The organism is Leuconostoc lactis KCTC 3528 = DSM 20202 (genome assembly GCF_014651235.1).
Classification (GTDB): domain Bacteria; phylum Bacillota; class Bacilli; order Lactobacillales; family Lactobacillaceae; genus Leuconostoc; species Leuconostoc lactis.
This window is the reverse complement of the sequence record NZ_BMWM01000005.1, coordinates 19,568-33,933: the sequence shown is the minus strand read 5'-3', so window position 1 is coordinate 33,933 and position 14,366 is coordinate 19,568. Positions and strand designations below refer to the sequence as shown.

The window sequence follows — 14,366 nt, the reverse complement described above, 5'->3', positions numbered from 1 at the left end:
GTCAATCTATATTATCATAGATTAAAAAACTTATTCTGACAAGACTCAAAATAACATTTTCAATATATCTCCCCCTTTACGATGACTTTTTATGATAGAATTAACTTTGTGTTTATTCACAATATTGAGGAGTTAAACTATGTTTTCTACAATACTGATGTTCGTCTGTGCCTACTTTATCGGGTCATTACTACCGGGATATTGGATTGGCCTCATTTTTTATCACAAGGATATTCGTGATGAAGGTTCCGGTAATATCGGCACGACCAACTCCTTTCGCGTCCTTGGTCCAGTCGCTGGTACCGTCACACTCGTCCTTGATCTCTTAAAAGGGACAGCTGCTGGCTTGTTACCCATCCTTTTCCACAGTCCGATCAACCCCATGTTGGTTGGTATTGCAGCCATCATTGGGCATACCTTCTCAATTTGGATTAAATTCAAAGGGGGCAAAGCGGTGGCCACCTCAGCTGGGGTCTTACTCGCCTACAACCCACAATTTTTCATCCTAGTCTCGGCAGTCTTTATTATCATGTTACTGCTCACGTCAATGGTGTCGTTGAGTTCAATGGTTGGCTTTAGTTTTGCCCTGATCACGTCATTTTTCTATCACGATCTCATTTTGACTATAGTAGCGGCCGCGTTAACTTGCTTTGTCTTTTACCGGCACCACTCAAATATCCAACGTATTAAAAACGGGACTGAAAGTCTCGTCCCATTTGGTTGGTATTACCATTATCGACAAACACATCACAACTAAAAAAGGTTCGGCTAAGCCGAACCTTTTTTAGTTGTCTTTTGTATCAAATAGAATGGTTACTGGGCCATCATTCACTAATGACACTGCCATATCGGCACCAAATCGGCCGGTTGCAACCGGTAACCCTGCATCCCGTAGGGCATCATTAAACTGGTCATACATCATGCTGGCAAAGCCTGGTTGGCCAGCTTTGGTAAAGCTCGGCCGATTGCCCTTCTTCGTATCAGCAAACAATGTAAATTGAGAAATAGACAAAATTTCACCAGCAATTGCTTGGATGCTCAAGTTCATCCGCCCGTCCGCATCTTCAAAGACACGTAACTGACTAATCTTTCGAACCAGATAATCAATATCAGCCGTTGTGTCGTCATCAGCAACACCCACTAATAACACAAAGCCAGCTTTAATTTGCCCAACAATTTGGTCATCAACCGTGACTTGTGCCGATTTGACACGTTGTAGCACAACTTTCATTTTTCCCACTCCTCAATATCACGTTTAGATACCATGATACGGGAAAAGGCGTGCGGGATCAAACGCCGCATAAACAGTGTCGCATGCACCGTAATCAATAAAGCATCTAATGGATCACGTTTAATCATATAAAGTACTAAAAACAGGACAGATGTTGGGGGTAACAACAACAAGACTGTCGCGACCCATAACCGTTCAAACCACCAGTATTTTAACGCTTTGTCTAAGGTACTTTGGTCCACGGCTAAGGGTTGTACTTGTTGAAAGTCATAGTGGACTTTTTGCCGACCCACATACCAAGCAATAATTGGAATGCCCAATGTAATAACTAAGACAAGCCACCACACGATGGGCTGATGAATTGGAAAATGGGGTAAATGCAGTAATTTATCAAACAACCAATATGGGGTCACTAAGACACTACTAATAATCAGTAGCCAGAGTAACCATTTTTGGGACTTTGGTTCCGGTAATTGTTGTGCTGTAAAATACACTTTTTTTGCCTGTTTATCGACTAACAACATCCCTGGTTGCTGTGACTGAGTAATGGGGGCAATGGCCATTAAAATTGGGGTCTTCATTTTGCGCTCATTTCAAATTAAAAAGTAATATTAAAAATATAGCATGAAAACACGCCTAATCGTTTGATAAAAAATTACATTGCCCGTTTTTTAATGAAATGTCCGTTCCACATCATAGACAGCTGGCAGATTATTGAGAGCATCCATAATATTGCCGAGCTGTTCACTATTTTTCACGCCAATTGATAATGACACTTGCGCCATGCCGTTTTTAGTCACATGTCCGTTCACTGAGTTGACAAACTTTGTCCGACCATTGACAGCCCGTAAGACATCATTGAGTAACCCATTACGGTTTTCACCATGAACCGTCAAATCAGCGTCATAGTTAGGCTTGAGCCCCTTTTCATCTTCCCACTGTACATCCACCAAACGTTGCCCTTGTGTCTCGGCCGCGCGGATATTTGGGCAGCCGACGCGGTGCACCGAAATGCCGCGACCTTTGGTAATGTAGCCAGTGACGTCATCTCCTGGCACTGGCGTGCAACAACGCCCCAAACGTACCAGTAAATTATCAACACCAGCAATCACAATATCATCAGCAGTTGCCTTTTGCCGTTGGGTGAGTGCTGTTTCAACCCGTTTAATTTCGTGACCTTCTTCAAGTAATTCCCGTTGCAATTCCGCCGTTTCCGCTTCTTGCTGGGCTTCACGAATGGCTTCCGTCAACTTATTGGCTACCCCTGGTACGGCAACGTCGCCATAACCAAGCGCTGCCAACATATCTTCATACGTATGATAATGCAGGGCTTCGGCTGTTTTAACCAACCGATCAACCGTTAAAATAGCTGCCGGATCAAAGCCAGTGTCTTGTAAGATACGCGCTAACAAGTCACGACCCGCTTCGATGTTATCCTCGCGATCAAGTTGCTTGAAATATTGCTTAATTTTATTGCGTGCCCGACGCGTGGAGACAATGTCTAACCAGTCGCGGCTTGGCTTAGCTGTTGAACTGGTGATAATTTCAATAATATCACCAGTTTTGATTTTATAATCTAGTGGCACAATCCGGCCATTGACTTTGGCTCCCGTTGTTTTAATGCCCACATTGGTATGAATGGAGAAAGCCATATCAAGCGGTCCAGCGCCTTTTGCCAATTCAAAGACATCCCCACGTGGCGTGAATGCATAAACACGATCGCTAAAGAGATCCCCTTGTACGCCAGCCATGAAGTCTTCAGCGTTTTTGGCATCCTCTTGTAATTCTAGAATCCCTTGAATCACGTTCAATGCCTGCTGGTTTTGGTCATTGACTTTGGCTTCTTTGTTTGAGCCCTTATTTTTCTTATAGGCCCAGTGGGCTGCCACACCAAACTCCGCAACTTCATGCATGGTATGCGTACGAATCTGCACTTCCAAAGGGCGACCACTTGGGCCAATCACTGTGGTATGCAAACTTTGATACCCATTGGCTTTGGGTAACGCAATATAATCTTTGAAGCGACCAGGTAATGGCATCCACTTGGAATGAATCGCACCAAGGACCGCATACGTATCTGGAATCGTATCAGTGAGGACCCGAACCGCTGACAAATCATAAATTTCTTCAAACGCCTTATGCTTGTCCGTCATCTTGCGATAAATCGAATAAATATGCTTTGGTCGCCCGTAAACACTCACATTTTCCAATTCAAGATCTTGAATGGCTTGCGTAATTTCCGTCACCGCTTCTTGCACATACTGGATCCGTTCGTCACGTTTCATATTCATTTGTGACGCGATCATGTAATACTTTTCTGGATCCAAATAGCTCAAAGCGAGGTCTTCAAGCTCCCACTTAATCGTACTGATTCCTAAGCGATCGGCCAATGGTGCATAAATATCCAACGTCTCACTCGCAATACGGCGTTGCTTTTCTTCTCGCAACGCGCCCAACGTGCGCATATTGTGCAAACGATCGGCGAGTTTGACAATAATGACACGAATATCTTTGGACATGGCTAAAAGCAGCTTTCGGTGATTTTCCGCAAGCTGTTCTCGTGAGTTTTTGTATTCGATTTTACTAATCTTTGTGACACCGTCAATAATTTGCGCAATCGTTGCGCCAAACTTCTCTTCAATGTCTTGGATGCTGGCTGTTGTATCTTCCACCACATCATGCAAGTAGCCGGAAATAACCGTTGCCGTATCCATCTTAAGCTCGGCTAAAATCCCTGCCACCTGAATGGGGTGAATAATGTAAGGTTCACCAGATTTTCTGAACTGATTGTGGTGGAGCTCTGACGCCCAGTCATAAGCCAATTTGACTTTTTCGGCATCTGCTGGTACCATATATTGCCCAACCATATCAAGGACTTCTTGCCCTGAATAACTCTTAGTTCTTGCCATATTGTTTTGCGCGCTATCTGGCACACAGTCGTTTGATCGATCACCGAATCTGGTCGATGTACTTCAAACAAGTGTATGCAAGAAAGCACATTCCCTTCATTTAATTCCGGAAGACACATCACTATTTTAAAAACCGCAACATGCCTTGATACGTTTTCAAACGTAGTTTCATTATAATAAAAATTTAATACATTCACAAGCTAAGTCTTATAACGTGCATATTTTGACAAAGAAGCATACACTAAGACTATCAATTTTTTCTCGGAGGAAGATCTATATGCCTGAAAACACGCAAGAATCTCAGTCGGATGGCGAGCCATTGTGGCAAAGAAATGTCTTTGTCCTCTGGTTTGGCGTCTTTATGACTGGGGTTGCATTGAGTGAGGTCATGCCGTTTTTGTCCCTTTACATCGACACACTAGGGACATTTGATAAAGACCAATTAAGCTTTTATTCTGGTGCTGTCTTTGCCGTGTCGTTTTTAGTCACAGCAATTGTGTCACCATTTTGGGGTAAACTAGCCGATAGCAAAGGTCGCAAGCTCATGTTGTTACGCGCCGCCTTTGGTATGTCAATTGTCTTATTTTTAATGGGGAATGTGACCAATGTGTGGCAATTATTTATCCTACGCGCCCTGCAAGGTGCTATGGGTGGCTTCATTTCAAATGCGAATGCCCTAGTGGCAACTCAAACACCGAAAAAACATGCTGGGAAAGCCCTTGGTATTTTAGTGACGGGCATGACCGCTGGTAATTTGGTCGGCCCACTGTTTGGTGGTATCTTGGCAACTTTTTTCAGTTACCGCACCTCATTTCATATTACCGGCATCATCCTGTTTCTCGTGTTTATATTAACGTTGTTCCTGGTTAAGGAATCGCCCCGGCCCGCTGCCCTACGCGTATCACGTGTATCCACCAAAACGCTTTGGCAAAATATCCCTAATAAACCACTTATTGTCGGCTTGTTTGTGACCACCATGTTAGTTCAAACCGTCAACACAGCGATTAACCCGATTGTGAGTTTATTTGTTCGAGAAATCTTACATCATGGTGCCGACACCACGTTTATCGCCGGTATTGTGGCTGCCATGCCAGGTATCGCAACCGTGATTGCGGCGCCGCGTTTTGGCCGAATTGGTGATCGCGTCGGGACCCATCGCATGATTAAAATTGGGTTTATGATTGGGGTCATTGCCTTGATTCCTACCGCTTTTGTGACCAGTATCAGTATGTTAATGTTCTTTAGATTCTTGGTCGGTATTAGTGATGCAACCATGTTACCAGCCGTTCAAACCTTACTCTCTAAAAACTCACCCACTGAAATGACCAGTCGTATTTTCAGTTATAACCAAAGTTTTCAGTCATTAGGTTCTGTGATTGGTCCCATGATGGGGGCTATTGTCGCTAGTCTATACGATTATCGGGCTATTTTCATTTTCAGCGGCCTCATTATTATCATCAATGCTACGCTCTTTCACTTTACAAGTAAGCATATTAAACCCGCCCGCATATAAAAAACCTGAACAACATGATGTTCAGGTTTTTTTATAACCACTTGGTCAATAATTCAAGTGGCACGTATTCTGCGGTCCACCGTTGTAGCGGGGTAAAATCATGGCGTTGATTAAAAGCTAATTTATCTTGCTGCAACACCGCCACCGATTGGCCGTTTTCCGTTAAGAAAATTTGCCCAATTTGTTTAAATTGCCCCTTGGTATGTTTTCCCGTACGCCACAAATGTGGCACCGCATCGGCTTTTGGTTCAAAACGCCCCGATGCATTTTGCGTCACGAGAATTCCCTTAAAGAGGTGCGTCTCATACTTCTTCCGATCGCCCATAGTCGCTCACACCTACTCCCATTTCAAATCTTGTACCATCAATGACTTCACTCGGTTGCAAATGCAAACGATAATTCACGTCAGCTGCCACCAATGCCAACGGTTGTGACTTGGCATGATGCGCAATATCAGCTAATAGTTGCAAATCCTGTTCGGTCATTTCATGCAAAGCTGCCCGAATCGTTAAACGTAACCATTCGATATGCGTAACTTTTGTCAAGAAAGCAATTTGCCCAAATGGCATTGGGCGTAACCAAGTACCATCATTAATCGGTGCCAAATCAACTTCCCGACGCCACTGAACCGTTTTTTCATACCAAATCACTTGGTAAACACCAGGATTTTCTAGTGTTTTTGTTGTTGCCAGCAACCGGCTTGGTACCTCACCAGCAGGGGCAATCACCCGCATCTCGCCAGCCATGTGTTGGGTAATATTGATTGGATAGACTTTGTCGCCATCAAAAAAGACGTTTAGCGCAAACTCTGACTCGTTTTCATCTGGTCCGTTAGGCGTATGCTTTTCCTTTGGCAAAATAATTACCCGCTGTCCCAATTCACGTAAAGCGCGAATCAACTTGCGACGGTTACCAGGAATAATAATTGCCTTTGGCTGTTCTAATTCAACAACCTGCATCACATCAGCAATTTCCAATGGTTCCAAATACTGCTTATCCGCTAAATGTGGTAACAATGTCGCGTCACTGGGATTATTGTTCATAATAATGGTTGGATACTGCAACCGGCGCAACTCTGACAGCGTAATTGTCGTCGCATAACCACCAGATGCCGCATCCCCCATCCGAAAAGCGCCCGAGCCAATCACCAAAATCGCGTCTTCTGCGACCTGCTTAGACTCATTTTCTGACTCAAAGGTTGCATAATACTGCCGCGCATTTTCTGGGAATTCACCAGCAGATGGTTCAACCGCCTTATAGGTCACATCAATGTGATGTTCCTGGGCTAAGGTCCGTATAATATTAAAGTCCGTATGCCAAAAACGGGCAATCAAACCATCTGACAAACCGTATCTTTTCCCACGCCTTAGTGCAGCAATACTATCCACATCGGCTTCAATAGCCGTTTCCAACTGGTGTAAATGTTGCAACTGATGGAAGAAGAATTCATCAATATCTGTTAATTCCGCGAGTTCATCAATTTCATACCCGCGTTTAATCGCTTCAATCAACAAGAGTACACGGTTATCTTGTGGATGAATCAATTGTTGAATCAATTCATCATCGTTAATGTGAGCCATGTTCGTTGGTGAGAAACTCGCATTGTTAAAGTGCGCCGACCGAATCGCCTTTTCTAAGGACTCAATAAACGTCCGGCCAAAGCCAAGGGTTGTCCCCACGGACTTCTGCACACTGTTAAGCTGGCGTTTCACATGTACCCCAGCTTCAGCCAGTTCACCAAATGGAAAGATTGGTAATTTAACCACCACGTGATCCATCATGGGTTCCATCATCGCTGTTTGTGGTCCAAAATTGTGTGGTAACACAATTTCTTCCAACGGAATGCCCATTGCTAGATTAATGGCCACAAGCATCGTTGGGTACCCCGTAGCCAAAGCCATGCGCGTCGCCATTTGGTCAATATAAGGGGATACTTTAATGACATAAATTTTATCGGTATCGTCATCGACTGCAAATTGGACATGCATAATCCCTTGCAATTGCAAGATATCAGCAACTCGAAAAGCGTAGTCTCGCATACGGCTAATCAACTGATCTTGAATCGTCAGAATTGGTGACACACTGAGGGAATCAGCCGTATGAATGCCAATTGGATCCATATCTTCACTCGCGCCAATTTGCATTTTATTCCCGCGTGCATCACGTAAAATCTCTAAACTGACTTCTTTAAGGCCATTGATAGCCCGTGAAATAATCACTTCTTGCGTCACGGACTGCGACTTCGCGAGGTTAATCGCGTCTTCAAAGTCATCTAATCGTTCAATAATGTGACGTGTGTTGGTTTGGTTAGGATGTAAGGCCCGCACCATTAACGGCAAATGCAATTCACGCAATAACTCATTCGCTTCGTCCTGTGCTTTGAGCACATAGTTCGTAATTACCGGTAAACCATTTTCGGCCATCAGCTGCGTCAATGCCGGTAAATTATTCACTTTCAGTAACATCTCAATGCTGAGACCAAGCGTATGCGGTAATGCCCCATCCCCGTGTGACCAACTTTGGACAACTTCGGCCCAGATCCGCAGCGAGGCTTCACCACCAAACAGTGGCATCACCGTATCAATATGATTTTCCTTGATAATGGCTTTAATGTTGGCGACTGTCAGTGGTTGCCAATAGGCAGTCGCTGCTAAACTCTCTAAAGCCAGCGCATAAGGATTTTCATCAATGACAAAAACATCAATGCCATGCCCGCAAAGTTCTGGCATGACTTGATAAATTGCTGCATCATGTTCTGCCTCGCGGCCAAAGTCATTGGCCCCCGCACCGATAAAGAGCAGTTTTTTTATATTAGTATTGATTGAAATGTTCGACATAATCTTCTACCGTTTCAAAGAAATCTGCAAATACAGCGGTGGCTTCTAATGGCCCTGGGGCAGCATCAGGGAAAAATTGGACACTAAAAGCGGGAAATTCACGGTGGCGCAACCCTTGGACAGCGCCATCAACCAAGTCGCGATACGTCACAATCATTTTCTTTCGATTGATAGTTGCTTCATCGACCGCATAACCTTGACCCTGCATCGCATAAAAAATTTGTTGTGAAATAATTTCTTGAATAGGATGATTCATCCCGTGATGTTCGGACTGAAGTGGCTTAAGTTCCGCATCATTGGCCATCGCAAATAATTCATGCCCTAAGCCAATCCCCAACATTGGAACCTTGGTTTGCAAAACACGAATCAGCGTTAACACACTTTCAGGCAGTGTGCGCGGGTCCCCTGGTCCAGTTGACAGCACAATACCATCTGGATCAAGTGTCAGCACTTCTTCAACAGTTGTTGTATAAGGTAAAACCGAGACATTGGCATCAAAGTCACCAAGCATCCGTAAAATGCCGTGTTTTAAACCAAAATCAATCACGACAATATGACGCCCCCGCCCTGGATTGGCATAGGGCTTTGGCGTTGCGGTATTTTGCACCTGTTTATTGGTTAACACCGTAGCCACCAATTGATCCACTGCGTGTTCATCAGCATAATCCACGATGGTCGCTTTTTGTGGTCCCGTCTCGCGCAAATGCCGGATAAGTTGCCGTGTGTCTACTTGGTATAAACCAGGAATATTATTTTGCTTTAAAAAGCGGTCTAAACTCATCCGACGTTGCCGATTAACAGAGACTTCCGCCAGATCATGCACAATCATGCCTCGAATCGTTGGTTTCACCGATTCATACGCCTCTGCATGAATCCCAGCAGCGCCGACAACTGGCATCGCAAAAACAATCATCTGCCCATCATAAATCGGGTCGGTGATGATTTCTTGGTAACCAGTCATGGCTGTATGAAAAATAATTTCGCCAAATGTCGTTGCCGGTGCACCAAAGCCTAAGCCTTGAAATACCGTGCCATCCTCAAGAATTAAGTGCCGTTTCATATCTATTACTCACAATAGGTCATAAAATTGCTAAATAACCTACTTTATATCTCCTATTAATGGACAATTTCAACGGCGTCACGGCCGTCAATTTCTTGGACCAAGACCTTGATCTTTTCATTTTGCGCCGTTGGAATATTTTTCCCAACAAAGTCTGCGCGAATTGGGAGTTCCCGATGCCCACGATCAACCAGTACCGCCAAAGCAATGGTATTTGGTCGGCCAATGTGAATCAAGGCATCCAACGCGGCGCGGATTGTGCGACCTGTAAACAACACATCGTCGATTAACACAATATTTTTATCCGAAATATTGGTTTTTTCTTCAGCATTTAGACCTAAACTATCATCACGATTCAAAACATCATCACGAAAATTAGTGATGTCAATGGCCATCACTGGGATCTTAACCCCTTCTAATTGTTCTAGACGATTCGCGATCCGATGAGCTAAGAATTCACCACGTGTCTTAATGCCGACCAAGACAAGATCTTGCCCGCCCTTGTTACGTTCAATAATCTCGTAAGTAATACGCGTCAACGCACGTTGTAATGATGCGTTGTCTAATACTTCTTTATTTGCCATATTCTCGTTATGCGGTTACACAACCACACAGCTCCTTTCTTATCTGTTATTAATCATGTTGCGGATTAATTGGGGTTAAAGTTGCTAAAGCCTGCGCAAAATATGCGGGTATTTCACTATCAAACGTAAGGGTTTCCCCAGTTGTTGGTTGGGTTAGCGATAGTGTTTTGGCGTGTAATAATTGACCTGCTAAATGCACGCCAGGTAGCTTTTGTGCGCCACCATAAACTGGATCCCCAACAATAGGATGGCCAATGTAAGTTAAATGGACACGGATTTGATGCGTACGACCAGTTTCTAAGCGCACCTTGAGTAACGTATAACCAACGTAACGGGCGATCACTTCAAAATGCGTCACCGCTTCACGTCCGCCTTCTTGGACCGCTTGCTTTTTACGGTCAATAGCGTGACGGGCGATTGGTGCGTTAATTGTCCCAGTATTTTCTTCAAATTCACCGCGAACGAGTGCATAGTAAATACGGTCGTTTTTATGCGCTTTCAATTGTGCAGAGAGTGCTTGATGAGCTTGATCGTTTTTGGCAACCATTAATAACCCACTGGTGTCACGGTCAATGCGATGGACAATCCCTGGTCGGAATTCGCCATTAATCGTCGATAATGGTGCATGGTGTAACAAACCATTCACCAATGTGCCAGACGTATGCCCTGCTGCTGGGTGCACAACCATCCCTTGTGGCTTATTGACCACTAATAAATCTGCATCTTCATACACAATGTCTAATGGCATCGCTTCGGCGACAATTTCGGTCGGCTGTACGACTGGTGGCTGAATGCTAATCACATCGCCGGCAGTGACTTTGTACGAGCGCTTCACCCGTTGTCCGTTAACAAGCACTTCGCCTGATTGTACCCAATTTGCTAAAACTGTACGGGAATACGGTAAGTTTTGATTTGCCAAAATGGCATCAATTCGGCCCGTTTGATCTGTGATATTAATTGTGATTTTGTCCGTCATGGGTATTCATATAATCCTTAACTTGTTGTGTGATATTTTTACTCAACCAATATTTCCGATCACGGCCGGCACGTGTGAATTGTAATACGTGCCCATTTAATTGCCAATTTTCAACTTTCACAAGTGAAATTTCTTCATATTCTGACGTCAAGACATGCCCTAAAAATAGTCGTGGTCCGACGATATATACGCGTCGGCGTAAAACAAGAATCAAGCCTAATAAGAGGACGATGATCAGGTAACCAATCACTGGTAGGACGAGTTTGAACTCCAACTCACTCCAAGTAATGAGACCAGCCAACAGCGCAATTCCCCACCATAACCAACTAATTTGGCCCGTTATTTCTAAGGGTTGAAAGAACCCACGCTTTGGAATCATGTGTTTACCTCTCATTCAATGAAAATATACGCTATTACTGCGCTATCTGACAATTTTCAGATGGCATTTGCCACTATTTTTCAAGTTTTTTTGTCATATTTCTTAAATTTTTATCGGAAATTAGCTAGAACTATTGTACCACAAATAGTTGTCAGACGTTGGTACCGCTCTGTGGATCTAACCTACAAAGCGTGGCACTTTTACCAAAATTATACAATCAAATATAAGACCAATTTTAAAATTGGTCTATGGTGCTTTATTTTTTTGACACGGTATAATGTTTTCTATAGCGAAAATGTAAGCGTTTCCAAAACAGAGGATCGTCCGCTGTTGACCAAACATTGATGGCTTTAACATCGCTAATACATGACGTTTATCGACTAGCAGGCTTAATATCTTTAACAAAAATGATCAATTGGTCTAGTCTAAACGCCTTATTAACTAGCCTTTGAAATAGCCGAATTCCAACAGCATGATGACCCACTTTTTCGCGACAACCCAATCTAAACCAAAGAAAGTTGAGAATAAATTATGACAATTGTTTCTGGTAAAGCTATTGTACAAACAGCCCGTGATCACGGCTACGCCGTAGGTGCTTTTAATACCAATAACCTTGAATGGACACAAGCAATCCTCCGAGTCGCACAAGCAAAACAAGCCCCGACGATCATTGCTATCTCAATGGGCGCTGTTAACTATATGGGTGGGTTTAAAACCGTTGCACAATTGATTCGCAACCTTGATGACGCCCTAAATATTACGGTACCCATTGCCATTCACCTTGACCATGGTGACTACGAGGCGGCCAAAGCCGCTATTCAAGCTGGTTTTACGTCGGTTATGTTTGACGGTTCGCATTTACCATTAGCGGAAAATTTAGCCAAAACGCGTGAAATTGTCGCTTTAGCCCATGCACAAGATATTTCAGTGGAAGCTGAAGTTGGCAGTATCGGCGGCGAAGAGGATGGTATCATTGGCACTGGTGAAATTGCCGCAATTGCTGATGCCATTGCCATGATTGAAACTCAAATTGATTTCATTGCTGCCGGTATTGGCAATATTCACGGCCGTTACCCCGCTAATTGGCAAGGACTAAACCTGCCCCATCTCCAACAATTAACAACCACACTAGACGCCATCACCAACCATAAAGTGCCGTTTGTTTTACATGGTGGATCGGGTGTCCCAGATGATCAAATCAAAACAGCCATTCGCATAGGTGTTGCCAAAGTTAATGTGAATACTGAAGCACAATTAGCCTTTCATCAAGCATTACGCGAATTTATTTTAACCGACCAAGATTTAATTGGTAAAAACTATGATCCAAGAAAATTATTGGCACCAGGTGTCACTGCCATTGAAGCAAGTTTAGCTGATCGCTTAGCTGTTTTCGGCGCCCCTTTTAAAAACTAACGTGCCTCAACCACAGACTTAAAAATAGTACATTTTTGGTTAAAAACCCGCTATAATAGGAAACAATATGACAGTATCACAATCAGATTTGTCTTAAAAAACTATTTGCCGAGGAAAAACCATTGCTTACCCTTTACGTCGATGCCGCACGTGAGCCCAACACTGGCCTCAGCGCTGCCGGTGCCGTGCTAATCCAACAAAAACAGCAGCAACAATTTAAGTCGCCCCTATTTGAATCTTTGGATAACCACGCGGCGGAGTTTCAAGCCTTGATTTGGGCGTTAAAGCAATTACCTCCTAACACGGATATTTTAACCATTTATAGTGATTCTAAATTATTAGTTGAGGCGTTACACAAACAATACGCCAAACATTATCAACCCGAAGTCGATGACATTTTGGCATTATTAGCGTCTCGTACCCTCGTCCTTAGTCAATGGTTGCCAGAAAAAGACAATCTTGGCGCCCACAACTTAGCCTTACAGGCACTAAAAAACCGACAAACCAATTAATGGCTTGTCGGTTTTATTTTTTATAGTAATGTTTTCGCCAAATAGAAGCAACCGAGGATGCCGGCATTGTCGCCATTAGCCACTGGCACAATATAGTCATCCAATGGTGGCACTGCCAAATAATCGCTCATCTGTTCCGCAAAGCTTTCCCGAATTAAGGGGAAAAGAATCTCACGGTGTGGGACGCCGCCACCAAGTACCACCTTTTCTGGGCGCAAGATCATCGTATAATCCAATATGGCTTGTGCCAAGTAGAAGGCTTCCATCCGCCATGCCAAATGATCATCAGGAATTTCCTTGGCACTCATACCCCAACGTTCTTCGATGGCTGGTCCAGCTGCCAAACCTTCCAAACAGTTCGCACCGTGGAATGGGCAATGACCCGCATACGTGTCTTCTGGATGCTTTTGCAAGAAAATGTGACCGGCTTCTGGGTGACCATAACCACTGACAAGGTGTCCACCAGAGACAATACCGGCCCCAACACCCGTGCCGACTGTCAAATACACCATATTGTCAACGTCTTTGGCAGCCCCTGTGGTAAACTCAGCCCAACCAGCCCCATTGACATCCGTGGTCCAGTAATAAGGAATATCACGCCAAGCCTTCATCCGGCCTAAGAAATTATACCCTGCCCAGCCGTGTTTTGGCGTGTCGAGGACATAACCGTAAGTCTTTGATTCAGGCACAATATCAATTGGCCCAAAGGCGGCAATCCCAATGGCGTCGATGTTATCATATTGGTCAAAGAACGCAATGACCTGATCTAACGTCTTTTCGCCATCTAATGTTGGAAATGCTGTCCGATCGATAATGTTAAAATTCTCATCAGCAACAGCCACCACAAACTTTGTACCACCTGCTTCAATTGCACCTAATAGTCCCATTCTTTTACCTCTTTATGCGATGTTAACCCTATTTTGATCAACACCTTTACGTACTAGCGTCTTCA

The 14,366-nt window shown here is 44.0% G+C and carries 14 protein-coding genes; 4 read left to right on the top strand and 10 right to left on the bottom strand.

What is annotated here, in order from left to right:
- Positions 1–139 precede the first annotated feature (139 nt).
- Positions 140–757: a glycerol-3-phosphate 1-O-acyltransferase PlsY gene (gene plsY, locus IE039_RS02585; RefSeq protein WP_189428685.1), complete on the top strand. Its 618-nt coding sequence runs from the start codon at positions 140–142 to the stop codon at positions 755–757.
- 27 nt (positions 758–784) lie between these two features.
- On the opposite strand, the gene dtd is transcribed toward plsY, so the two are convergent.
- From dtd to IE039_RS02570, 3 genes are all read right to left on the bottom strand, one after another.
- The gene (gene dtd, locus IE039_RS02580; protein WP_189428684.1) at positions 785–1,231 is read right to left on the bottom strand and encodes a D-aminoacyl-tRNA deacylase; all 447 of its coding nucleotides are present in this window, start codon (positions 1,229–1,231) and stop codon (positions 785–787) included.
- Positions 1,228–1,812, bottom strand: a complete 585-nt coding sequence (locus IE039_RS02575; protein ID WP_019041602.1) for a hypothetical protein — start codon at positions 1,810–1,812, stop codon at positions 1,228–1,230. Before IE039_RS02575 ends, dtd begins: the two co-directional genes overlap by 4 nt.
- A gap of 90 nt (positions 1,813–1,902) precedes the next feature.
- A complete protein-coding gene (locus IE039_RS02570; RefSeq protein WP_189428683.1) occupies positions 1,903–4,140 on the bottom strand; it encodes a RelA/SpoT family protein in 2,238 nt (745 codons plus the stop codon).
- 277 nt (positions 4,141–4,417) lie between these two features.
- Here IE039_RS02570 and IE039_RS02565 point away from each other — a divergent pair, with 277 nt between their 5' ends.
- Positions 4,418–5,653: a multidrug efflux MFS transporter gene (locus IE039_RS02565; RefSeq protein WP_189428682.1), complete on the top strand. Its 1,236-nt coding sequence runs from the start codon at positions 4,418–4,420 to the stop codon at positions 5,651–5,653.
- A gap of 31 nt (positions 5,654–5,684) precedes the next feature.
- Here the strand turns inward: IE039_RS02565 and IE039_RS02560 are convergent, their stop codons facing one another.
- Genes IE039_RS02560 through IE039_RS02535 form a run of 6 tightly spaced genes read right to left on the bottom strand, consistent with a single transcriptional unit; the run spans position 5,685 to position 11,489 of the window.
- Positions 5,685–5,978, bottom strand: coding sequence for a DUF7671 family protein (locus IE039_RS02560; protein WP_019041623.1), 294 nt, complete (start codon positions 5,976–5,978; stop codon positions 5,685–5,687).
- Positions 5,956–8,490: a carbamoyl phosphate synthase preATP-grasp domain-containing protein gene (locus IE039_RS02555; protein ID WP_189428681.1), complete on the bottom strand. Its 2,535-nt coding sequence runs from the start codon at positions 8,488–8,490 to the stop codon at positions 5,956–5,958. Before IE039_RS02555 ends, IE039_RS02560 begins: the two co-directional genes overlap by 23 nt.
- Positions 8,465–9,550 carry a carbamoyl phosphate synthase small subunit gene (locus IE039_RS02550; protein ID WP_010006192.1) on the bottom strand — a complete coding sequence of 362 codons (1,086 nt, stop codon included), beginning with the start codon at positions 9,548–9,550 and terminating at the stop codon, positions 8,465–8,467. Before IE039_RS02550 ends, IE039_RS02555 begins: the two co-directional genes overlap by 26 nt.
- A 56-nt stretch (positions 9,551–9,606) precedes the next feature.
- Positions 9,607–10,134: a bifunctional pyr operon transcriptional regulator/uracil phosphoribosyltransferase PyrR gene (gene pyrR, locus IE039_RS02545; protein ID WP_010000485.1), complete on the bottom strand. Its 528-nt coding sequence runs from the start codon at positions 10,132–10,134 to the stop codon at positions 9,607–9,609.
- Between the two features lie 49 nt (positions 10,135–10,183).
- Entirely contained in the window at positions 10,184–11,110 is a 927-nt protein-coding gene (locus IE039_RS02540; protein ID WP_189428680.1) for an RluA family pseudouridine synthase, read from the bottom strand.
- On the bottom strand, positions 11,088–11,489 hold the full coding sequence (locus tag IE039_RS02535) for an EbsA family protein (RefSeq protein WP_010005716.1): 402 nt from the start codon (positions 11,487–11,489) through the stop codon (positions 11,088–11,090). Before IE039_RS02535 ends, IE039_RS02540 begins: the two co-directional genes overlap by 23 nt.
- Before the next feature lie 531 nt (positions 11,490–12,020).
- Between IE039_RS02535 and fba the strand changes: the two genes are divergently transcribed.
- Together fba and IE039_RS02525 are read left to right on the top strand one after the other, a co-directional pair.
- The gene (gene fba / locus IE039_RS02530; RefSeq protein WP_010005717.1) at positions 12,021–12,902 is read left to right on the top strand and encodes a class II fructose-1,6-bisphosphate aldolase; all 882 of its coding nucleotides are present in this window, start codon (positions 12,021–12,023) and stop codon (positions 12,900–12,902) included.
- 122 nt (positions 12,903–13,024) lie between these two features.
- Positions 13,025–13,414, top strand: coding sequence for a ribonuclease HI family protein (locus IE039_RS02525; RefSeq protein WP_019041105.1), 390 nt, complete (start codon positions 13,025–13,027; stop codon positions 13,412–13,414).
- Between the two features lie 20 nt (positions 13,415–13,434).
- Here IE039_RS02525 and IE039_RS02520 read toward each other — a convergent pair whose 3' ends face one another.
- Entirely contained in the window at positions 13,435–14,301 is an 867-nt protein-coding gene (locus tag IE039_RS02520) for an ROK family protein (protein WP_189428679.1), read from the bottom strand.
- Between the last annotated feature and the right edge of the window lie 65 nt (positions 14,302–14,366).